Here is a 20,719-nt window from a genome sequence, read left to right on the forward strand (position 1 = left end):
TCGGCGACTGATGCACCGCTATCGCGAGCAGGCTCACTCCTACAATGAATCGGGTCGCACGGGGACATCAGCGGTAATCGTCCACAGGAACACAGGCACAAAACAGATTGCGATCCCCATAGACGTTATCCACCCGGTTCACCGCCGGCCAGTATTTATGCGCCTTGGTGTGCGCATCCGGGGTGATGCCCTGTTCGATGCTGTAGGGCCGTTCCCAGACCCCGGTAACATCCGCCAGGGTATGCGGAGCACGCTTGAGCGGATTGTCTTCCGCCGGCCAGTTGCCGTTCTGCACCTCGGTGATTTCCGCACGAATGCTCAACATGGCGCCGATAAAGCGGTCCAGTTCGGCCTTGGACTCGCTCTCGGTCGGCTCGACCATCAACGTCCCCGGCACCGGGAATGACATGGTCGGCGCGTGGAAGCCGTAGTCCATCAGACGCTTGGCGACGTCCTCTTCACTGATCCCGGTCTGCGCCTTCAACGGCCGCAAATCGAGAATGCACTCATGGGCCACCCGCCCGTTGCGCCCGGTGTACAACACCGGGAAAGCGCCGGATAAGTGTTGCGCCAGATAATTCGCCGCGAGAATCGCCACTTCGCTGGCATCCGCCAACTGCGGCCCCATCATCGCGATGTACATCCAGCTGATCGGCAAAATGCTCGCACTGCCCCACGGCGCCGCGCTGACCGCGCCGTTCTGCGGCAACGGGCCGTCAATCGGTACCACCGGGTGATTGGCGACGAACGGTGCCAGATGCGCACGAATGCCGATCGGCCCCATGCCCGGCCCGCCGCCTCCATGCGGGATGCAGAAAGTCTTGTGCAGGTTCATGTGCGACACGTCGGCGCCGATGTCCGCCGGGCGCGCCAGCCCGACCTGCGCATTGAGGTTGGCGCCGTCCATGTACACCTGCCCGCCATGCTTGTGGATCACTTCGCAGATCTCGCTGATGCCTTCCTCGTACACGCCGTGGGTCGAAGGATAGGTCGCCATCAGGCACGACAACTTGTCCCCTGCCTCGGCAGCCTTGGTTTTCAGGTCATCCAGATCGACGTTGCCGGCCTCGTCGCACTCGACAATCACCACGCGCATCCCGGCCATCTGTGCCGAAGCCGGGTTGGTGCCGTGGGCCGAAGACGGAATCAGGCAGATGTCCCGTGCGCCCTGATGCCGGCTCTCGTGATATTTGCGAATCGCCAGCAGCCCGGCGTACTCGCCCTGCGCCCCGGAGTTGGGCTGCATGCAGATCGCATCGAACCCGGTGATCGCGCACAACCAGCGCTCCAGCTCTTCGATCATCAAGGTGTACCCGAGCGCCTGCTCCCGAGGCGCGAACGGATGCAGGTTGGCGAACTGCGGCCAGGTGACCGGGATCATCTCGCTGGTGGCGTTGAGTTTCATGGTGCAGGAGCCCAGCGGGATCATCGACTGGTTGAGCGCCAGATCCTTGTTCTCCAGTTGTTTGAGGTAGCGCAGCATCTCGGTTTCGCTGTGGTGAGCGTTGAACACCGGATGGCGCAGGTAAGGCGTCTTGCGCTGGAGGCTGTCGGGGATGCCTGAAACCAGTGCTTCTGCATCGAGTTGCTCGACGTTCAAGCCATGATCGGCACCCAGCAGCACATCGAACAGCCTGGCCACCGTGCTTTCGTCGCTGGTCTCATCAAGGCTCAGCCCCACACGACCGCGCCCGAGAATCCGCAGGTTGATCTGCGCTGCCTTGGCGCTGTCGATGATCGCGCTTTGCGCGCCACCCACGTCGAGGGTCAGGGTGTCGAAAAACTGCCCGTTGACCCGAGAAAGACCATGGCGCTCCAGCCCCGCCGCCAGAATGCAGGTCAGCCGATGCACCCGCTGGGCGATCCGTTTCAAGCCTTCGGGCCCGTGATAGACCGCGTAGAAACTGGCGATGTTGGCCAGCAGCACCTGCGCGGTGCAGATGTTCGAATTGGCCTTCTCCCGGCGAATGTGTTGCTCACGGGTTTGCAAGGCCATGCGCAACGCGACGTTGCCCCGGGCGTCCTTCGAGACACCAATGATCCGCCCGGGAATCGCCCGTTTGTATTCTTCGCGGCTGGCGAAAAACGCCGCATGCGGGCCGCCGTAGCCCATCGGCACACCAAAGCGCTGGGACGAGCCGAACACCACATCGGCGCCCAGCTCACCCGGTGGTGTCAGCAGCAACAGGCTCAGCAGATCCGCCGCCACACAGGCCAGCGCCTGCTGCGCATGCAGTTGATCGATGACCGGGCGCAGATCGCGGATCTCGCCGTGGGTGTCGGGATACTGCAGCAGTGCGCCAAACACCTGGTGCTGTTTCAGGTTATCCACAGCGTCGATGATCAGTTCAAAGCCGAAACCTTCGGCGCGGGTCTGCACCACGGAGATGGTCTGCGGATGACAGTTCTCGTCGACGAAAAACAGATTGCTCCTGGACTTCGCCACACGCTTGGCCAGTGCCATGGCTTCCGCCGCAGCAGTGGCTTCGTCGAGCAAAGAGGCGTTGGCCAGTTCAAGCCCGGTGAGGTCGATGGTCAGTTGCTGGAAATTCAGCAGCGCTTCGAGTCGGCCTTGAGCGATCTCCGGTTGATACGGGGTGTAAGCGGTGTACCAGCCGGGATTTTCCAGCACGTTGCGCAGGATGACGGTCGGCGTGAGCGTGCCGTGGTAGCCCATGCCGATCAGGCTGGTCCACACCTGGTTCTGCTCGGCATAGCCACGCAGCTTGGCCAGCGCTGCCTGTTCGTCGAGGGCCGGTGGCAAATCCAGCGCCCGGTTCAGACGAATGCCCGGCGGCACCGTCTGCTCGATCAGTTCGACCCGGCTGCCGAGACCGAGGCTGTCGAGCATCGCCTGCTGTTCGGCGGCGTCGGGGCCCAAATGGCGGCGCAGGAAGGCTTCAGGGTCGCGTAACTGGCTCAAGGATGGCAACTGGGACATGACGGGCTCTCTCTTGACTGGCGCTCGGCGTCAATGCAACACGGTCAAACCAGCATAGCAGCCGATACCGACGCGCACGGCTTGGCGGCACAGGGCGTTCCGGGGCATGCTGTAGCGCCTGCATCAGGCGTCCAACTTTCGGATGATCCAATCCCCATGAGCCAACTGCCGTTCCTGCCGTTTTCCAAACCTGTCATTGATGAAGCCACGATTGCCGCCGTCGGCGATGTGCTGCGCTCCGGCTGGATCACCAGCGGGCCGAAGGTCCAGGCCTTCGAAGCACAGCTGTCGGAATATTTTGGCGGGCGCCCGGTGCGCACGTTCAACTCCGGCACCTGCACCATGGAAATCGCCCTGCGCATCGCCGGCATCGGGCCGGGTGATGAAGTGATCACCACGCCGATCTCCTGGGTCGCCACCGCCAACGTGATCCTCGAAGTCGGCGCCACCCCGGTGTTCGCCGATATCGACCCGGTGACCCGCAACATCGACCTGGACCAGCTGGAAGCGGCAATCACCCCGCGCACCAAAGCGGTGATCCCGGTGTACCTCGCCGGCCTGCCGGTGGACATGGATCGGCTGTACGCCATCGCCCGCAAACACAATCTGCGCATCGTCGAAGACGCCGCCCAGGCCCTGGGTTCGAGCTGGAACGGCCAGCGCATCGGTGTCAGCGGCGATTTCGTGTCGTTCAGCTTCCAGGCGAACAAGAACGTGACCTGCTCCGAGGGCGGCTGCCTGGTGCTGAACACCCCGGAAGAAGCACGGCTGGCGGAGAAATACCGCCTGCAAGGCGTGACCCGCAACGGCTTCGACGGCCTCGACGTCGATGTGCTCGGCGGCAAGTTCAACATGACCGACGTTGCCGCCACCATCGGTCTGGGACAGTTTGCCCACATCGAAGCGCTGACCGCCCATCGCCAGGCACTGGCCCGTCACTACTTCAAATGTTTTGGCGATGACTTTGAAGCGACCTATGGCGCCCAACTGCCGCCCGCGGATTTCACCAACAGCAACTGGCACCTGTTCCAGCTGGTGCTGCCGGAGCGCAAGGACGGCTTGCCAGCGCGGGCCACGTTTATGGAGCAGATGCAGGCCAAAGGCATCGGCATCGGCTATCACTATCCGCCGATCCACTTGCTCAGCCTGTACCGCGAGCGCGGTTTCAAGGAAGGCATGCTGCCGGTGGCCGAGCGCGTTGGACGCCTGATCGTGTCGTTGCCGATGTTCACTACCATGACCAAGGACGATGTCGAGCGTTCGGTCGCGGCAGTGAAAGCGGTGTTGCGCGACGCCTGATCGACGCCCACAAAAAAGCCCCGAGAGATCGGGGCTTTTTTGTGTAGCGGGCAATTACTCGCCGATGGCAGCCTTGTAGGCGGCGGCGTCGAGCAACTTATCCAGCTCGGCCTTGTCGCTTGGCTTGAGCTTGAAGATCCAGGACTCGTAAGGATCGTTGTTCAGCTCTTCCGGCGCGTCAGCCAGCACTTCGTTGATTGCAATCACTTCGCCGCTGATCGGCGAGTAGATGTCGGAAGCCGCTTTCACGGACTCGACCACACCGGCCGCGTCACCGGCCTCGAACACCTTGCCCACCTCAGTCAGCTCGACGAACACCACATCGCCCAGCGCTTCCTGCGCGTGATCGCTGATGCCCACGGTAACGGTGCCGTCAGCTTCCAGACGCGCCCACTCATGACTTTCGGCAAAACGCAGTTCAGCGGGGATATTGCTCATGCTCGGTGTCCTCGAGAAATTGTCAGCGGTCGTACCCGCCGGAAAAGGTTAGATCAAAGTTTTGCCATGGCGGACGAAGGTCGGTTTGACCACGCGTACCGGGTACCACTTGCCACGGATTTCCACTTCGGCGCGGTCGGCTGTGGCCATCGGTACACGCGCCAGGGCAATCGATTTGCTTAGCGTAGGAGAGAAACTACCACTGGTGATCTCTCCTTCGCCAACATCGGCGATACGAACCACTTGATGGGCGCGTAAAACACCGCGTTCCTCAAGCACCAGGCCCACCAGTTTGTGCGCAACACCGGTGGCTTTTTCCGCTTCCAGCGCTGCACGACCGATGAACTGCCGCGAGGCCGGCTCCCAGGCAATGCTCCAGGCCATATTGGAAGCCAGCGGCGAGACATCTTGATGAATGTCCTGGCCGTAGAGGTTCATCCCGGCTTCCACCCGCAACGTGTCGCGGGCGCCGAGGCCGATCGGCGAAATGCCCGCACCCACCAGATCGTTGAAAAACCCTGGGGCCTGATCGGCCGGCAAGGCGATTTCCAGACCGTCCTCACCGGTGTAACCGGTGCGCGCAATGAACCAGTCGCCATCGACTTCAGCTTCGAACGGTTTGAGGTGCTGGATCAGTGTCGCGCGGGACTGGGTCACCAGCTCGGCAATCTTGTGCCGGGCCTGCGGGCCTTGGATGGCGAGCATCGCCAGCTCGGAGCGCTCGTGCAATTGCACGTCGAACCCGGCCAGTTGCGCCTGCATCCACGCCAGATCCTGATCGCGGGTGGAGGCGTTGAACACCAGCCGATAACGGTCTTCGAGGCGATAGACGATCATGTCGTCGACGATGCCGCCGCGCTCGTTGAGCATCGTGCTGTAAAGCGCGCGGCCGGGGCGGTGCAAGCGCTCGACGTCATTGGCCAGCAAATGCTGAAGCCAGGCTTTGGCCTGGGCACCGGTGATATCGATCACGGTCATGTGGGAAACATCGAAGACCCCGCAATCGCGGCGCACCTCGTGGTGCTCCTCGACCTGCGAGCCGTAATGCAGTGGCATGTCCCAACCGCCAAAATCGACCATCTTCGCGCCGAGGGCGAGATGCAGGTCATACAGAGGCGTACGCTGTCCCATGGGTTTCTCCTTCCGGGCGTGGCGAAGGTGCGGACAGCCGCTGTACGGGGTGAAAGCCGCGAAATAGAAGGCTTTCAGCCGATTTCAGCGAACGGGTCTGTCAGACGAACCGCACCGAATGCCGCGCATTGTAGCCGCATGATTCAGGACTGACGACTAAGTGTTTCGGTGCGCCGAGCGCCGGATCAGGCCAATGACCGGCAACAGGCCGACCAGAACCAGCGTCAGCGCCGGCAGCGACGCCCGCGCCCACTCGCCCTCGCTGGTCATTTCAAAGATCCGCACCGCCAGCGTGTCCCAGCCAAACGGGCGCATCAGCAGGGTCGCGGGCATTTCCTTGAGCACATCGACGAACACCAGCAACGCTGCGCTCAGCGTGCCGGGCAGCAAAAGCGGCAGATACACTTTGAAAAACAGTCGCGGCCCACTGACACCCAGGCTACGTGCCGCTTCAGGCAAAGACGGCCGTATACGCGCCAGACTGTTTTCCAGCGGCCCGTAGGCCACGGCAATGAAGCGCACCAGATAGGCCATCAGCAACGCCGCCAGACTGCCGAGCAGCAGCGGTTTGTCGGCGCCCCCGAGCCAGCCCGACAGCGGAATCACCAGTTCGCGGTCGAGGTAGCTGAAGGCGAGCATGATCGACACCGCCAGCACCGAGCCCGGCAATGCGTATCCGAGATTGGCCAGGCTGACGCCGGAACGGATCGCCCGGGTCGGCGCCAGTCGTCGGGCGAAGGCCAGCAGCAACGCGACGCTGACGGTGATCAACGCCGCCATGCCGCCCAGGTAGAGGGTGTGCAGGATCAGCCCGGCGTAACGCTCATCGAGATCGAAGCGCCCGCGCTGCCAGAACCACACGATCAACTGCAACAGCGGAATCACGAAAGCGCAGGCGAACACCAACGAGCACCAGCCCGTCGCCGCGAACGCCTTGAGCCCGCGCAGGTGATACAGCGCCTTGACCCGTGGTCGTTCGTTGCTCGCCCGGTTGGAGCCGCGTGCGCGACGTTCGCCGTACAACACCAGCATCACCACCAACAGCAACAGGCTGGCCAGTTGCGCCGCGCTGGGCAGGCTGAAGAAGCCGTACCAGGTCTTGTAGATCGCGGTGGTGAAGGTGTCGAAGTTGAACACCGACACCGCACCGAAGTCGGCCAGGGTTTCCATCAGCGCCAGCGCCACACCGGCGCCAATCGCCGGACGCGCCATCGGCAACGCCACCCGCCAGAACGCCTGCCATGGCGATTGCCCGAGCACTCGCGCCGCCTCCATCAGGCCTTTGCCCTGCGCAAGAAACGCGGTGCGCGCCAGCAGGTAGACGTAGGGATAGAAAACCAGCACCAGCACGATAATCACCCCGCCGGTGGAGCGCACTCGCGGCAGGCGCAGGCCGCTGCCGAACCACTCACGCAACAGGGTTTGCACGGGGCCGGCGAAGTCCAGCAGACCGACGAAGACAAACGCCAGCACATAGGCCGGAATGGCGAACGGCAGCATCAACGCCCAGTCGAGCCAGCGGCGTCCGGGGAACTCGCAGAGACTGGTAAGCCACGCCAGACTGACGCCGAGCAGCGTCACGCCGACACCAACGCCGAGTACCAGTGTCAGCGTGTTGCCGAGCAGGCGCGGCATCTGGGTTTGCCACAGGTGCGACCAGATTTGTTGATCGATGGTTTGCCAGGAGAGCAGCAGAACACTCAGGGGCAACAGCACCAACGCGGCGATGGCGAAGACGATGGGGTACCAGCGGCGTTGGGCGGGGTGGGCCAAGGAAACAGTCTCGCTCAAATGATTGTGCCCACGCTCTGCGTGGGCACACATCCTGTGACGCTCCGCGTCACGCTTTCGGTGATTCGACGCAGAGCGTCGGGGGCTGCATTCCCACGCAGAGCGTGGGAACGATCATAGCGCTATCAAAGCAGACTCAGTTCCAGCCCGCCCGATCCATCATGCGGATCGCCTCAGCCTGGCGCTTGCCCGCCACTTCCACCGGCAAGGTGTCCGCAATGAACTTGCCCCACGCCGCCACTTCGTCGGATGGTTTCACCGCCGGGTTGGCCGGAAATTCCTGGTTCACGTCGGCGAAGATCTTCTGCGCCTCAGGCGTGGTCATCCACTCCACCAGCGCCTTGGCCGCTTCCGGGTGCGGTGCATGCTTGGTCAGGCCGATGCCCGACAGGTTCACGTGCACGCCGCGATCGGCCTGGTTCGGCCAGAACAGTTTCACCGGAAGATCCGGTTTCTGCTTGTGCAGGCGACCGTAGTAGTAGGTGTTGACGATACCGACATCGCACTGGCCGGCATTGATCGCCTCCAGCACCGCAACATCGTCGGAGAACACGTCGGTGGACAGGTTGTTGACCCAGCCCTTGAGGATCTTCTCGGTCTTCTCGGCACCGTGCACTTCGATCATGGTCGCGGTCAGCGACTGGTTGTAGACCTTCTTCGCCGTGCGCAGGCACAGGCGCCCTTCCCAGTTCTTGTCGGCCAACGCTTCGTAGGTGGTCAGCTCACCCGGTTTCACCCGCTCGGTGGAATAGGCGATGGTCCGCGCGCGCAGGCTCAGGCCGGTCCAGGCGTGGGTCGAGGAACGATATTGCAGTGGTATGTTGGCGTCGATGGTCTTGGAGGTGAATGGCTGCAGGATGCCCATCTGCTCGGCCTGCCAGAGGTTGCCGGCATCGACGGTGAGCAGCAGGTCGGCGGTGGCGTTTTCGCCCTCGGCCTTGATGCGCTGCATCAGCGGCGCTTCCTTGTCGGTGATGAACTTGATCTTCACCCCGGTTTTCGCGGTGTAGGCATAGAACACCGGTTTGATCAGTTCATCGATACGCGAGGAGTAGACCACCACCTCGTCGGCGGCCTGGGCGGTGGTGCTGCCGATCAGGGTCAGGGCCAGTGCAGTCAGAAGACGCTTGGGTGCCAACATGGGAGTGATCTCTCGGTCGGAAAATGTGGGCCAAATGATAAGGACTCACATTTAGGTTCTCAATCGATCACTTTTCCAAGGAGTTACCAGATGTTGCACAGCTCCGAAACTGCGGTGAATGGACTGATGCCATCGCGAGCAGGCTCACTCCTACAGTTGGAATGCGTTCCCATGTAGGAGTGAGCCTGCTCGCTATGAGGTCATCAGCCTCAATGAAAATGTCAGGGTTTGGCGAGCGCCGGAAGGTCGCCTGTGAGGCCAAGTGCTTCACGAACAAAAAGAGCCTTGGCCTCCGGCAGCTGCTCCACCAGCTTCAACCCGGCATTGCGCAACCAGCGCACCGGCAGCGGATCGGCCTGGAACAAACGCTCGAAGCCCTCCATCGCCACCATCAGCGCCAGGTTGTGCGGCATGCGCCGACGCTCGTAACGGCTCAGCACCTTCACGTCCGCCAGTCGCTCGCCGCGCTCTGCAGCCTGCAGCAGCACTTGAGCCAGCACCGCCGCATCGAGAAAACCGAGGTTCACGCCCTGCCCCGCCAACGGGTGAATGGTGTGCGCCGCATCACCAATCAACGCCAGCCCTTCGGCCACATAACGCTTGGCATGCCGTTGACGCAACGGCACGCAGAGCCGTGGATCAGCACTGATGACATCGCCCAGGCAGCCTTCGAACGCACGCTCCAGCTCACGGCAGAACGCCGCTTCATCCAGCGCCATCAGGCGTTCAGCTTCACTCGGGGTGGTCGACCAGACGATCGAGCACCAGTCCTGCTGCCCGTCATGCTCCAGCGGCAGGAACGCCAACGGCCCGTGATCGGTGAAACGCTGCCAGGCGGTCATCCGGTGCGGTTTGCTGCTGCGCACGCTGGTGACGATGGCGTGATGCAGGTAATCCCACTCACGGGTGGCAACGCCGGTCAGGCGACGCACGGCCGAGTTGGCACCGTCCGCCGCGATCACCAGCGGCGCGCGCAACTGGCGACCATCGGCCAGGGTCAGCAGCCAGTCGTCGCCGGAGCGACGCATCTGCTCCAGCCGCGCATTGGCCAGCATGCCCAGATCGCAGTCGTGCAAACGATCGAGCAAGGCATCCTGAACCACACGGTTCTCGACGATATGCCCCAGCACCTCGGCGTGCACACTGCTCGCCGAGAAATGAATCTGGCCAGTGCCGCTGCCGTCCCACACATGCATGTCGGTGTACGGACTGCTGCGGCGTTTGGCGATGCCGTCCCACACGCCGAGGCGTTCGAGAATTCGCTGGCTGGCCGCCGACAAGGCGCTCACCCGTGGCTCAAACGGCGCGGCGGCATCGAACGGTTTGACGCTCAGTGGGCTACCGTCGAGCAGCAACACTTCAAGCCCGCTGTCCTGCAACGCCAACGCGAGGGCGCTGCCGACCATTCCGGCTCCGACAATCAGCAGATCTGCGCGCATTTCCATGCTTTAAGCCTGTCTCGCTGGCGGCGTGCGCCGCCCGTAAAGGGTTTTACCGAGCGCGCCAGTTGGCGGCGCGATCCTGAAAGTGAAAGTGCCGGCCCGCCACTCAAGCATCCGGTCGCGTCCCCAGCCCCATGGCCTGACGGGCGAACCAGCGTTTGGCCGGTGGCAGCAGATCAAGGCCGAGCAGGCCGATGTTGCGTCCCAGCGAGACCAACGGCTGGGTGCTGCCGAACAGCCGCGTGACTTGATCGGAGAAGCCCACGGTGAGGTCCTGATCCAGACGCTGACGCTCGCGATACGCCTGCAACGTGGCGAAGTCGCCCAGCGGCTTGTCACTGGCGAGCAACGCGGCGGCCAAGGCATCGGCGTCGCGCAGCGACAGGTTGAAGCCCTGCCCGGCAATCGGGTGCAGGCTATGGGCGGCGTTACCGAGCACGGCCAGATGCGAACGTACCTGTTCCTCGGCCTCGACCAACGTCAGCGGATACAAGTGTCGCGCGCCAACCTGTTTCAAGGTACCGAGACGGTAGCCAAACACGCCTTGCAGTTCACTGAGGAAATCGCGTTCACTGAGGTCGGCCAGGCGTTGCGCGTCCATCCCCAGACGGGTCCAGACCAGCGCGCAGCGGTTTTCCGGCAGCGGCAGCAAAGCCATCGGCCCTTCGTCGGTGAAGCGCTCAAAGGCCATGCCGTTGTGCGCTTCGCTCGGGGTGATGTTGGCGATCAGTGCGCTCTGGTTGTACGGACGCTTGCGCACGTTGATGCCCAACTGCTCGCGCAGACCGGAACGGCCGCCATCGGCGAGTACCGCGAGGTCGCATTCAAGCGTGGTTTCATCGTTGAGGGTCAGGCGATAGCCGTCGGTCAGCGGCTCCATGCGCGTGACTTCCGCCGGGCAGCGCCAGCTGATCACCTCTTTATCAAGGTGCTGCCACAGGCACTGGCCAAGCCAGGCGTTTTCCACTACATAACCGAGCGCCGGCACGCCCTCTTCCATCGCCGACAAACGGGCGGTGGAGAAGCGGCCACGGTCGGACACGTGGATCTGTTTGATCGGCTCGGCTCGGCGGGAAATCTCCTGCCACACGCCCAAGCGCTGATAGATCTGTCGCGAACCGAAGGACAGCGCCGACGAACGGGCGTCGTAGCTAGGCTGCCAGCTGTCACCGGGAGCGAACGGCTCGATCAGCACGATTTTCCAGCCGCGAGCCTTGGCCCCGGCCTGCAAGGCCAACGCCAGACTGGCGCCGACCAGGCCGCCACCGATGATTGCCAGATTGACTCGACTCATGCCGCGTGTGTCCGTGCTTGCGTCATCAGCGCTTCGATCTCGGCGACGGTTTTCGGTACGCCGCTGGTCAGGATTTCACAACCGGTCTTGGTCACTACCACGTCATCCTCGATGCGCACGCCAATGCCGCGCCATTTCTTCGCTACGTTCTGGTTGCCCGGCGCAATGTAGATGCCAGGCTCCACGGTCAACGCCATGCCGACCTCCAGCACGCGCCATTCGCCGCCGACCTTGTATTCGCCGACGTCGTGTACATCCATGCCCAGCCAGTGGCCGGCACGGTGCATGTAAAACGCTTTATAGGCTTCGGTCGCGATCAACTCGTCGACCTCGCCTTGCAGGATCCCGAGCTGCACCAGGCCGGTGGTAATGACCCTGACCGTGGCTTCGTGCGCCTGATTCCAGTTTTTGTTCGGGGCGATTTCGGCAAATGCAGCTTCCTGCGAGGCCAGCACCAACTCGTAAATCGCTTTCTGCTCGGCGGAAAACTTGCCATTGACCGGCCAGGTGCGGGTGATGTCGCTGGCGTAGCAGTCGATTTCGCAACCGGCGTCGATCAACACCAGATCGCCGTCCTTGAGCAGCGCGTCATTCTGCTGATAATGCAGAATGCAGCTGTTGCGCCCGGCGGCGACGATCGAGCCGTAGGCCGGCATCTTCGCCCCGCCCTTGCGGAATTCGTAATCGAGCTCGGCTTCGAGGCTGTACTCGTAGAGCCCGGCCCGACTGGCCTGCATCGCGCGGATATGGGCCTGAGCCGAAATCCGTGCGGCTTCGCGCATCACCTTCACTTCTGCCGCCGACTTATACAGACGCATGTCGTGCAACAGATGATCCAGGGCAACGAATTCGTTCGGCGGCTGGGCACCGAGATGCGCCTTGGAGCGGATCACGTTGATCCAGTCCATCAGGTGGCGGTCGAATTCAGGGTTGCTGCCCATCGCCGAATACACCCGGTCTCGGCCTTCGATCAGGCCCGGCAGGATGTCGTCGATGTCGGTGATGGGGAATGCGTCGTCAGCGCCGTAATCACGGATCGCGCCTTCCTGCCCTGCACGCAGGCCGTCCCACAACTCGCGTTCGGCGTTGCGTTCACGGCAAAACAGCACGTACTCACCATGCTCGCGCCCCGGCATCAAGACGATGACGGCTTGCGGCTCGGGGAATCCGCTGAGGTACTGGAAGTCGCTGTCCTGACGGTAGACGTGCTCGACGTCGCGGTTGCGGATCGCTACCGCGGCGGCGGGCAGGATCGCGATGCTGTTGGGTTCCATCTGCGCCATCAGGGCCTTGCGGCGACGGCTGTATTCCGCTTTGGGGATATGGGTCATGGGCAGATGGCTTTCCCTGGCACGCGATTAATGCAGCGACGGTTTGGCGGCTGGCGGCACGTCGGCTTTCTTGGTTTCCGAGAACAGCAGCAGCGGCGCGACGCGCAGGTACTCCATGACTTCCATGTAGTCGTTTTCGCCGTCATCGGACTCTTCAAGAGCATCTTGCACCTGAGAAATCGCTGCGAGATCCTGCAGCACTTCGGTGGCTTCAGTGCTGAGCATGCTGCTGTCGCGGCAGTTCAGGCCGAAACCGCTGAGGAAGCCCTGGCACCATTGGCCCAGTGCAGCGGCACGGTCGGTCAGCGGTGCATCATCGGTCGGCAGCAGCAGAACGACGGTGACGTCGTCGCCGGTCAGCTCGCCTTTGACCATCTCTTGCAGGCCGATCAGGGCGTTGCGGACGTTGTCCTGAATGTCGCCTTCGAGCAGTTCGGCGGCGTCGATCAGCCAGCCTTCGTTATCGAAGCCGGCACCGGCGCAACTGCGCCCGAGCAGCACGCCGTGCAGTTCGGCAGGCGAGACGTTATGGCCGCTGGAAGTCAGCAGCGTGGCAAAGGCTTGGTACGGGGAATTCGCAATGGTCATGGGCAGCTAGGCGCCAGACGGCGCTATGTCTAGAATGAAGGCCTTGTATCCTACATCGACAGACTCGCCAAGACTATTAAAGGCTGTCCGCCAGCTACCACCCATCAGACGAACACGTGGACACAATGGAAGACACCGACCTGCAAGCGCTGATGGCCAGACTCGAACTGCTGATTGGTCGAGTGGAGCAACTTAAGAGTCAAAACGCACTCTTACTAGCTCAGGAAAAGACCTGGCGCGAGGAACGCGCTCACCTCATTGAAAAAAACGAAATCGCCCGGCGTAAGGTCGAATCGATGATTTCGCGCCTCAAGGCCCTGGAGCAAGACTCATGAGTTCAAGCAATAGCGTCACCGTGCAGATCCTCGACAAAGAATATTCGATCATCTGCCCGCAGGAAGAACGCAGCAATCTGGTCAGTGCCGCACGCTACCTGGACGGCAAGATGCGCGAGATCCGCAGCAGCGGCAAAGTCATCGGCGCCGACCGTATCGCCGTGATGGCCGCGCTGAACATCACCCACGACCTCTTGCACAAAGAAGAGCGCCCGGACATCCAGGCCAGCGGCTCGACCCGTGAACAGGTGCGCGACTTGCTCGATCGTGTCGATCTGGTGCTGGCCACCGATCCGGACGTCACCAAGGGCTGATTCGCCAGGCCGCTTGAGGTATACTCGCGGCACTCCCTGGGGTGCTTGCCAGTTGACGATGTCCCTGAGCCGATTCGCACTACCCTGGAGGTTGCACGTTGGGCTGGTGTGCATGTCCGCCAGACGGAAAGCCTTAAAGTCTACTGCATCCTCCACCTTGAACTTTCGGGTTCAAGGGCTAAGTTGACAGCGGTTCATCCGGGGAGCCTGATTCGAATCCGATGCCGGTTTTTGCCCGCGTCGGATTTTTTATGCGTGCGTTTTCGCCCTCAACTGCCGAAGCCGAACCATGACCGAACCTGCGCTGCTGCCCCGCCCGCAACTCCGCCGCCTGCTGCGCAAGGCGCGCCGCGCGCTGACGCCGAGCGAGCAACGTCAGGCCGCCAAAGGCCTGTTCCGCCAACTGGCACAAAACCCGCACTTCCGCCGGGCGAAACACATTTCTCTGTATCTGCCCACCGACGGTGAAATCAACCCGCGCCTGCTGCTGCGCGAAGCCCAGCGTCGTGGCAAGGCCACCTACCTGCCGGTGCTCAGCGCCTGGCCGCGAACCAAAATGGTCTTCCAGCGCATTCGCCCCGGCGACAAACTCAAGCCCAATCGCTTCCGCATTCTCGAACCGCGCGCCAATCTGGCCCGGCAACGCAAGATCTGGACGCTGGACCTGGTGTTGCTGCCACTGGTGGGGTTTGACGATGTCGGCGGACGCCTGGGGATGGGCGGCGGGTTCTACGACCGCAGCCTGGCGTATCTGGCCCGGCGCAAAAACTGGCGCAAGCCGACGCTGCTGGGGCTGGCCCATGAATGTCAGAAGGTCGAGCGCCTGGCGCAGGCAAGCTGGGACGTACCGTTGCAGGGCACGGTGACAGACAAGGCGTGGTATTTCGCAGACTAGACGCCGCGCAGATCAGCGGCGTCGCAGAGGCAGTTTCAGCGTTTGAAGGCGGTCGACTGTTGGACCTGTTGCGCGACTTCAACCGGAGCATCGGTCTTGCTTGTCCACAGACTTTGCGCATAACCGGTGGTCACGACGCCCAGGCCGAACAAAATAACCAAAGTCCAAAGCAAATCCGGTTTGCGTTTCATCGATTGCCCCCCTCAAGGCACATCATCACGATGACAGCAGCGGTTTCCATTCGTAGGCCGTGCAGCAGCGTCAAGCTTTAAAGGCCGGCATTTTGCGACAACGTGAACCCGGGCGCAAATGCTGACGTCAACCGACCGTCGGTTTGTCATAAAATTGCCCGACAACCTGCCCAATGACCGCTTGAGGAGCACAAGACATGGCCTATTGGCTGATGAAATCCGAGCCCGACGAACTCTCGATCAAAGGTCTGGAGAAACTCGGCACAGCGCGCTGGGATGGGGTTCGCAACTATCAGGCGCGTAATTTCCTGCGGGCGATGGCGGTGGGGGATGAATTCTTTTTCTACCATTCCAGCTGCCCGGAGCCAGGGATCGCCGGAATCGGCAAGATTATTCAGGCGGCGTACCCGGATCCCACCGCACTGGAGCCAGAGAGCCATTACTTCGACCCCAAGGCCACACCCGAGAAAAATGCCTGGAGCGCGATCGATGTTGCGCACGTCGAAACGTTTGCCCAGGTATTGAAGCTCGATTATCTGAAGCAGCAGACCGCGCTGGCCGAAATGCCGCTGGTGCAAAAAGGCAGTCGCCTGTCGGTTATGCCCGTGACGGCCGAACAGTGGGCCACCGTACTCGGCTTGCGCTGAGAACTCCCCGGTCACGGTTTTTTTACCGGCAAAAGGGGCTAGGCTGACGCTCATTTGACTGACATCAAGCGAATGGAACGCTTGAGCAGTCAGACTGGACGCCACAGCCGCAGGATGCCCCCATGTCGACGCACAGCCGCTCTTCATTTTTATACGCCGGTTCGCTTCTGGTGTTACTCGCCGCCGCCGGCGGGGTCGGTTACTGGATGTCGATCAGCAGCAGACTGGTCGAGGGTCTGTCGATGGGCAACGGGCGGCTGGAAGCCACCGAGGTGCAGATCGCCAGCAAGACACCCGGGCGCCTGGCCGAGGTGCTGGTGGATGAAGGTGACAAGGTCAACAAGGGCCAACTGCTCGCCCGCATGGACACCCGCACCCTCGAAGCCCAGCGCATTCAGGCCGAAGCCGAAGTCTTGCGCGCCCGGGAAAACCTCAACGCCGCCCAGGCCAATGTGCAATTGCGCCAGAGTGAATTGCTGTTGGCCCAGCAAGAGCTGGGGCGTTCGCAATCGCTGTTCAAGCACGGTTACGTCAGCGCCCAGATCATCGATCAATTGCAGTCGCGCATCGGCACCGGCAACGCTGCGGTGACGGCGGCCCGCGCCCAGGTATCGGCAGTCAGTGCGGCGATCGGTGCGGCACAGGCCCAGGTCGCGCAGCTGACCAGTGAGATCGACGACAGTCAGTTACGCGCGCCGATTGACGGGGTGATCCAGTTGCGCATGGCCGAACCCGGCGAAGTGCTGGGGGCAGGCGGCCGGGTGTTGCTGTTGATCGACCCCAACGACCAGTACATGAACCTCTACCTGTCAGCCTCCGTGGCCGGACGTCTGGCGGTGGGCGATGAAGCCCGGGTGCTGCTCGACGCCCTGCCCGACAAGCCGTTGCCGGCGAAGATCAGTTTCGTCGCCGGCAAGTCGCAGTTCACTCCGAAAGAGGTCGAGACCCGCGACGAGCGGCAAAAACTGGTGTTCCGCGTCAAGCTGCGCCTGTTGCAACCCAGCGCCGTGCCGCAAGCCAAACCGGGCATGCCCGGCGCCGGTTATGTACGCACCGCGCCGATCGTCTGGCCGGCCAATTTGCAATGAACAGCCTCGCGGTTCAGGCGAACGCTATCGCGCACCGCTACGGCAAGCAGCAAGCCCTGAGCGATATCACGTTCAGCCTGCCCGCCGGCACCCGTTGCGGGCTGATCGGTCCCGATGGCGCGGGCAAGTCCAGCCTGCTGGGGCTGATCGCCGGGGTGAAGGCCTTGCAACAGGGGCAACTGGACGTCCTCGGCGGGCCGATTCAGCAGCGCCGCCACCGCGACACGCTGTATGCACGCATCGCCTTCATGCCCCAGGGGCTGGGCGGCAACCTGTATCCCGAACTGTCGATCCGCGAAAACATCCAGTTCTTTGCCACGCTGTTCGGCCTGTCGAAAGGCGACAGCGAGCAGCGCATGCACAACCTGCTGCTGGCCACTGACCTGTTGAAATTCGCCGAGCGTCCCGCCGGCAAGTTATCCGGCGGCATGAAACAGAAACTGGGCCTGTGCTGCGCGCTGATCCATGAGCCAGACCTGTTGATCCTCGATGAACCGACCACCGGCGTCGACCCACTGTCACGCCGGCGCTTCTGGGAGTTGATCGACGACGTGCGGCGCGAGCGCCCGCAACTGACCCTGCTGGTCGCCACGGCTTATATGGAAGAAGCCGAACAGTTCGAGCATTGCCTGATGCTCGACAACGGCCAGTTGATTGCCACCGGCCTGAGCCGCGAGCTGGCAGCTGTCACCCCCAGCGGCAAACTCGATGAAGCTTTCACACATTTCCAGGGCGACAGCCAACATGACGCTCAGCCGCTGGTGATTCCGCCACGTACTGGCGGCACCAGCGACATTGCCATCGAGGCCCATGACCTGACACTGCGTTTCGGCGATTTCACGGCGGTGGATCACGTCAGCTTCGCCATCGGTCGCGGCGAGATTTTCGGCTTTCTTGGCTCCAACGGCTGCGGCAAGACCACCACCATGAAAGTCCTGACCGGACTGATGCCGGCCAGCGAGGGCAGCGCGACACTGCTAGGCAATCCGGTGGACGCCAAGGATCTGGCCACGCGCAAGCGGGTCGGGTTCATGTCCCAGAGCTTTTCGCTGTATGGCGAACTCAGCGTGCGGCAGAACCTTGACCTGCACGCTCGACTGTTCGACTTGCCCAAGACCGAAAGCGCGCAACGCATCGACGCATTGATTCAACGCTTCAACCTGCTCAGCGTCGCCGATCAACCGTCCGGCGCCCTGCCTCTGGGGCTGCGCCAACGCCTGTCGCTGGCAGTGGCCGTCTTGCATCGCCCGGAAGTGCTGATCCTCGATGAGCCGACTTCCGGCGTCGACCCGGCAGCCCGTGATGACTTTTGGCGACTGTTGATTGAACTGTCCCGCGAGCAAGGCGTGACGATTTTCCTCTCCACTCACTTCATGAACGAAGCCCAGCGCTGCGACCGCATCTCGCTGATGCACGCCGGCAAAGTCCTCGCTTGCGACACCCCGGCGGCGCTGCAACGGCAGTTCGCCGGAGAGACGCTGGAAGCGGCTTTCGTAACGTGCCTGGAACAGGCTCAGGACACTGCCCAGTCGCCTCCCGCGAGTGAATCGCCAACAGCACCAACGGGCGCGGCGCCCCCGCTCAAGCAGCGCGGTTTCAGCCTCGGTCGCCTGCTGGCGGTAGCCAGCCGCGAAGGCAAGGAACTGCTGCGCGACAAGGTACGCATGGCGTTTGCGCTGGCGGGGGCGATTTTCATGATGGTGATTTTCGGCTACGGGATTTCCCTGGACGTGGAAAACCTCGCGTTCGCCGTGTACGACCAGGATCAGACACCGCAGAGCCGAACCTATCTGGAAGCCTTTCGTGGCTCGCGTTACTTCGATGAACGGCCGACCATCCACAACGCTCAAGAGCTGCACCGCCGCCTGCAACGCTCGGAAATCAAACTGGCGCTGGAAATCCCGCCCGGATTTGGCCGCGACCTGTACGCCAGACGCCAGCCTGCGGTGGCGGCGTGGCTGGATGGCGGCATGCCGTTTCGCGCCGAGACCAGCCGCAATTATGTCGAAGCCGTGCACTTGGCCAATCTGCAACAACTTGCCGAGCAGAGCAGCCCTGCAATGAGTCACCCAGCGGCTGCCAACCTGGAAACCCGCTTTCGCTACAACCAGGATGTGGTCAGCGTCAACGCCATCGGCCCCGGGGTCATGGCGCTGATTCTGGCGTTCATTCCGGCGATGTTGACCGCGCTCGGCATCGTGCGCGAAAAAGAACTGGGCTCGATCACCAACTTCTACGCCACGCCCCTGACCCGCCTGGAGTTTCTGCTGGGCAAACAGGCGCCGTACCTGCTGATCAGCCTGGTCAATCTCGCGCTGCTGGTGGCGATGAACCGCTGGCTGTTCGGCGTGCCGTTCAAGGGCAGCCTGCTGACCCTGACGTTCGGCGGCCTGCTGTATGTGCTGGCGACCACTAGCATGGGCCTGCTGATCTCGGCGTTCACCCGCACGCAAATCGCGGCGATCCTCGGCACCATGATCATCACCAGCCTGCCGACCATCCAGTTCTCCGGGCTGATCGTGCCGCGCTCTTCGCTGGAGGGGGCGGCAGCGGTGATGGGCATGCTGTTTCCGGCGGGCCACTTCCTCGACATTGCGGTGGGCACGTTCACCAAAGCGCTGGACTTGCGGCAACTGTGGCCGCAGTGCCTGGCGCTGTTCGGGTTCTTTGTCGGGTTCACCGGGCTGAGCCTGATCATGCTGAAAAAGCAGGAGGCCTGATGCACAAGTTCACGCACATCCTGCGCCTGGGACTCAAGGAACTGACCAGCCTGCGCCACGACAGCGTGTTGCTGCTGTTCCTGTTCTACGCCTTCACCGTGGCGATCTACATGCCCGCCGCCGGATCGGTGATCGGCGTGCACAATGCCAGCGTGGCCATCGTCGACGAAGATCACAGCGCCCTCTCGCGCCAGTTGGCCCAGGCCCTGCAACCTCCGGAGTTCCAGACGCCGGTGCTGCTGCCCTACCCGCAACTGGATCAGGTCATGGACAGCGGCCAGTACACCTTCGTGATCAACATTCCGGCAGGTTTTCAAACCGATCTGCTGGCGGCGCGGCAACCGGCCATTCAGGTCAACGTCGACGCCACTGCCATGAGCCAGGCGTTCATGGGCGCCGGTTACATCGGCCGGATCTTCCAGCGTGAGCTGCAGGCCTATGGCGGCCAGAACGATGCCGCGACCAAGACACCGATTCAACTGACCACCCGCGCGCTGTTCAACACCAACCTGGAGGGCGGCTGGTTTCTCGCGGTGATTCAGATCGTCAACAACATCACCATTCTGGCGATCATCCTGACCGGCACGGCGCTGCTGCGCGAACGCGAACATGGCACACTCGACCATTTGCTGGTGCTGCCGCTGACGGCGCTGGAAATCATGCTGGCGAAGATCTGGAGCAACCTGCTGGTGGTGGCGCTATGCACCTGGCTGTCGCTGGAGGTGGTGGTCAAAGGCCTGTTGGGTGTGCCGCTGGCCGGCTCGATGAGCCTGTTTTTGCTGGTGACCGCGGTTTACCTGTTTGCCAGTACCGCGTTGGGCATCTTTCTGGCGACACTGGCGCGCTCGACGCCGCAGTTCGGCCTGCTGGCGATTCCGGTGATCATCCCGATGTTGCTGCTGTCGGGCGGCAGCACGCCATTGGACAGCATGCCGCAATGGCTGCAGTGGGTCATGCAGGGCTCACCGTCCACGCATTTTGTCAGCCTCAGCGCCGCGATTTTGTTTCGCGACGCCGGGCTGAGCGTGGTCTGGCCAGACTTGCTGGCGCTGACGGCCATCGGCCTGCTGTTCTTCCTCATCGCGCTGGCGCGCTTTCGCAAAAGCCTGGCGTCCTGAACAGCAGCCAGCGTG

Annotated in this window: 18 protein-coding genes and 1 other RNA gene; 9 read left to right on the forward strand and 10 right to left on the reverse strand. The window is 62.5% G+C overall.

Annotated features, from left to right (window positions below):
• Positions 1 to 67: 67 nt before the first annotated feature.
• Positions 68 to 2,941 carry an aminomethyl-transferring glycine dehydrogenase gene (gene gcvP / locus QMK55_RS11980; protein ID WP_320329237.1) on the reverse strand — a complete coding sequence of 958 codons (2,874 nt, stop codon included), beginning with the start codon at positions 2,939 to 2,941 and terminating at the stop codon, positions 68 to 70.
• A gap of 156 nt (positions 2,942 to 3,097) precedes the next feature.
• On the opposite strand from gcvP, the gene QMK55_RS11985 reads away from it, so the two are divergent.
• Positions 3,098 to 4,240, forward strand: a complete 1,143-nt coding sequence (locus QMK55_RS11985; RefSeq protein WP_320329238.1) for a DegT/DnrJ/EryC1/StrS aminotransferase family protein — start codon at positions 3,098 to 3,100, stop codon at positions 4,238 to 4,240.
• Between the two features lie 54 nt (positions 4,241 to 4,294).
• Here QMK55_RS11985 and gcvH read toward each other — a convergent pair whose 3' ends face one another.
• From gcvH to QMK55_RS12025, 8 genes are all read right to left on the reverse strand, one after another.
• The gene (gene gcvH / locus QMK55_RS11990; RefSeq protein WP_102354860.1) at positions 4,295 to 4,678 is read right to left on the reverse strand and encodes a glycine cleavage system protein GcvH; all 384 of its coding nucleotides are present in this window, start codon (positions 4,676 to 4,678) and stop codon (positions 4,295 to 4,297) included.
• 48 nt (positions 4,679 to 4,726) lie between these two features.
• Entirely contained in the window at positions 4,727 to 5,809 is a 1,083-nt protein-coding gene (gcvT, locus tag QMK55_RS11995) for a glycine cleavage system aminomethyltransferase GcvT (protein WP_320329239.1), read from the reverse strand.
• Positions 5,810 to 5,965: 156 nt separating this feature from the next.
• On the reverse strand, positions 5,966 to 7,582 hold the full coding sequence (locus QMK55_RS12000) for an iron ABC transporter permease (RefSeq protein WP_320329240.1): 1,617 nt from the start codon (positions 7,580 to 7,582) through the stop codon (positions 5,966 to 5,968).
• A 154-nt stretch (positions 7,583 to 7,736) separates the two neighbouring features.
• Entirely contained in the window at positions 7,737 to 8,741 is a 1,005-nt protein-coding gene (locus tag QMK55_RS12005) for an extracellular solute-binding protein (protein WP_320329241.1), read from the reverse strand.
• Positions 8,742 to 8,962: 221 nt separating this feature from the next.
• A complete protein-coding gene (locus QMK55_RS12010; protein WP_178082094.1) occupies positions 8,963 to 10,180 on the reverse strand; it encodes a 2-octaprenyl-3-methyl-6-methoxy-1,4-benzoquinol hydroxylase in 1,218 nt (405 codons plus the stop codon).
• 109 nt (positions 10,181 to 10,289) lie between these two features.
• Positions 10,290 to 11,477 (reverse strand): 2-octaprenyl-6-methoxyphenyl hydroxylase, encoded by a 1,188-nt coding sequence (gene ubiH / locus QMK55_RS12015; RefSeq protein ID WP_102354855.1) that lies wholly within the window; start codon positions 11,475 to 11,477, stop codon positions 10,290 to 10,292.
• Positions 11,474 to 12,808 (reverse strand): Xaa-Pro aminopeptidase, encoded by a 1,335-nt coding sequence (gene pepP, locus QMK55_RS12020; RefSeq protein WP_102354854.1) that lies wholly within the window; start codon positions 12,806 to 12,808, stop codon positions 11,474 to 11,476. Before pepP ends, ubiH begins: the two co-directional genes overlap by 4 nt.
• A gap of 27 nt (positions 12,809 to 12,835) precedes the next feature.
• The gene (locus tag QMK55_RS12025) at positions 12,836 to 13,396 is read right to left on the reverse strand and encodes a YecA family protein (protein ID WP_102354853.1); all 561 of its coding nucleotides are present in this window, start codon (positions 13,394 to 13,396) and stop codon (positions 12,836 to 12,838) included.
• Between the two features lie 125 nt (positions 13,397 to 13,521).
• Here QMK55_RS12025 and QMK55_RS12030 point away from each other — a divergent pair, with 125 nt between their 5' ends.
• The 4 genes from QMK55_RS12030 (at position 13,522) to QMK55_RS12045 (ending at position 14,940) form a co-directional block, all read left to right on the forward strand.
• On the forward strand, positions 13,522 to 13,731 hold the full coding sequence (locus QMK55_RS12030) for a TIGR02449 family protein (RefSeq protein WP_007911197.1): 210 nt from the start codon (positions 13,522 to 13,524) through the stop codon (positions 13,729 to 13,731).
• Positions 13,728 to 14,045, forward strand: coding sequence for a cell division protein ZapA (locus QMK55_RS12035; protein ID WP_008055229.1), 318 nt, complete (start codon positions 13,728 to 13,730; stop codon positions 14,043 to 14,045). Before QMK55_RS12030 ends, QMK55_RS12035 begins: the two co-directional genes overlap by 4 nt.
• Positions 14,046 to 14,075: 30 nt before the next feature.
• A non-coding RNA gene (ssrS, locus tag QMK55_RS12040) (6S RNA) lies at positions 14,076 to 14,254 on the forward strand.
• Positions 14,255 to 14,334: 80 nt separating this feature from the next.
• Complete coding sequence (locus tag QMK55_RS12045) at positions 14,335 to 14,940, forward strand: 5-formyltetrahydrofolate cyclo-ligase (protein WP_320329242.1); 606 nt, start codon at positions 14,335 to 14,337, stop codon at positions 14,938 to 14,940.
• Between the two features lie 35 nt (positions 14,941 to 14,975).
• Here the strand turns inward: QMK55_RS12045 and QMK55_RS12050 are convergent, their stop codons facing one another.
• A complete protein-coding gene (locus tag QMK55_RS12050) occupies positions 14,976 to 15,131 on the reverse strand; it encodes a hypothetical protein (RefSeq protein ID WP_003229308.1) in 156 nt (51 codons plus the stop codon).
• Positions 15,132 to 15,328: 197 nt separating this feature from the next.
• On the opposite strand from QMK55_RS12050, the gene QMK55_RS12055 reads away from it, so the two are divergent.
• The 4 genes from QMK55_RS12055 to QMK55_RS12070 all read left to right on the forward strand — a co-directional run bounded on the left by QMK55_RS12055 (position 15,329) and on the right by QMK55_RS12070 (position 20,704).
• Positions 15,329 to 15,778 (forward strand): EVE domain-containing protein, encoded by a 450-nt coding sequence (locus QMK55_RS12055; RefSeq protein WP_102354851.1) that lies wholly within the window; start codon positions 15,329 to 15,331, stop codon positions 15,776 to 15,778.
• A 122-nt stretch (positions 15,779 to 15,900) separates the two neighbouring features.
• Positions 15,901 to 16,866: an HlyD family secretion protein gene (locus QMK55_RS12060; protein ID WP_102354850.1), complete on the forward strand. Its 966-nt coding sequence runs from the start codon at positions 15,901 to 15,903 to the stop codon at positions 16,864 to 16,866.
• On the forward strand, positions 16,863 to 19,586 hold the full coding sequence (gene rbbA, locus QMK55_RS12065) for a ribosome-associated ATPase/putative transporter RbbA (protein ID WP_102354849.1): 2,724 nt from the start codon (positions 16,863 to 16,865) through the stop codon (positions 19,584 to 19,586). The genes QMK55_RS12060 and rbbA overlap by 4 nt, the downstream gene beginning before the upstream one ends.
• Positions 19,586 to 20,704 (forward strand): ABC transporter permease, encoded by a 1,119-nt coding sequence (locus QMK55_RS12070; protein WP_102354848.1) that lies wholly within the window; start codon positions 19,586 to 19,588, stop codon positions 20,702 to 20,704. The genes rbbA and QMK55_RS12070 overlap by 1 nt, the downstream gene beginning before the upstream one ends.
• The last annotated feature ends 15 nt before the right edge of the window (positions 20,705 to 20,719 follow it).

Source organism: Pseudomonas sp. P8_229, assembly GCF_034008635.1.
Lineage (GTDB): Bacteria > Pseudomonadota > Gammaproteobacteria > Pseudomonadales > Pseudomonadaceae > Aquipseudomonas.

What these genes read in the sequence shown, in the direction of transcription:
- QMK55_RS12035 (WP_008055229.1), top strand. Translation starts at nt 13,728, where the DNA reads ATGAGTTCAAGCAATAGCGTCACCGTGCAGATCCTCGACAAAGAATAT.
- QMK55_RS11985 (WP_320329238.1), top strand. Translation starts at nt 3,098, where the DNA reads ATGAGCCAACTGCCGTTCCTGCCGTTTTCCAAACCTGTCATTGATGAA.
- QMK55_RS12055 (WP_102354851.1), top strand. Translation starts at nt 15,329, where the DNA reads ATGGCCTATTGGCTGATGAAATCCGAGCCCGACGAACTCTCGATCAAA.
- pepP (WP_102354854.1), bottom strand. Translation starts at nt 12,808, where the DNA reads ATGACCCATATCCCCAAAGCGGAATACAGCCGTCGCCGCAAGGCCCTG.
- ubiH (WP_102354855.1), bottom strand. Translation starts at nt 11,477, where the DNA reads ATGAGTCGAGTCAATCTGGCAATCATCGGTGGCGGCCTGGTCGGCGCC.
- QMK55_RS12030 (WP_007911197.1), top strand. Translation starts at nt 13,522, where the DNA reads ATGGAAGACACCGACCTGCAAGCGCTGATGGCCAGACTCGAACTGCTG.
- QMK55_RS12050 (WP_003229308.1), bottom strand. Translation starts at nt 15,131, where the DNA reads ATGAAACGCAAACCGGATTTGCTTTGGACTTTGGTTATTTTGTTCGGC.
- QMK55_RS12025 (WP_102354853.1), bottom strand. Translation starts at nt 13,396, where the DNA reads ATGACCATTGCGAATTCCCCGTACCAAGCCTTTGCCACGCTGCTGACT.
- QMK55_RS12060 (WP_102354850.1), top strand. Translation starts at nt 15,901, where the DNA reads ATGTCGACGCACAGCCGCTCTTCATTTTTATACGCCGGTTCGCTTCTG.
- gcvP (WP_320329237.1), bottom strand. Translation starts at nt 2,941, where the DNA reads ATGTCCCAGTTGCCATCCTTGAGCCAGTTACGCGACCCTGAAGCCTTC.
- QMK55_RS12045 (WP_320329242.1), top strand. Translation starts at nt 14,335, where the DNA reads ATGACCGAACCTGCGCTGCTGCCCCGCCCGCAACTCCGCCGCCTGCTG.
- gcvT (WP_320329239.1), bottom strand. Translation starts at nt 5,809, where the DNA reads ATGGGACAGCGTACGCCTCTGTATGACCTGCATCTCGCCCTCGGCGCG.
- QMK55_RS12010 (WP_178082094.1), bottom strand. Translation starts at nt 10,180, where the DNA reads ATGCGCGCAGATCTGCTGATTGTCGGAGCCGGAATGGTCGGCAGCGCC.
- QMK55_RS12070 (WP_102354848.1), top strand. Translation starts at nt 19,586, where the DNA reads ATGCACAAGTTCACGCACATCCTGCGCCTGGGACTCAAGGAACTGACC.
- gcvH (WP_102354860.1), bottom strand. Translation starts at nt 4,678, where the DNA reads ATGAGCAATATCCCCGCTGAACTGCGTTTTGCCGAAAGTCATGAGTGG.
- rbbA (WP_102354849.1), top strand. Translation starts at nt 16,863, where the DNA reads ATGAACAGCCTCGCGGTTCAGGCGAACGCTATCGCGCACCGCTACGGC.
- QMK55_RS12005 (WP_320329241.1), bottom strand. Translation starts at nt 8,741, where the DNA reads ATGTTGGCACCCAAGCGTCTTCTGACTGCACTGGCCCTGACCCTGATC.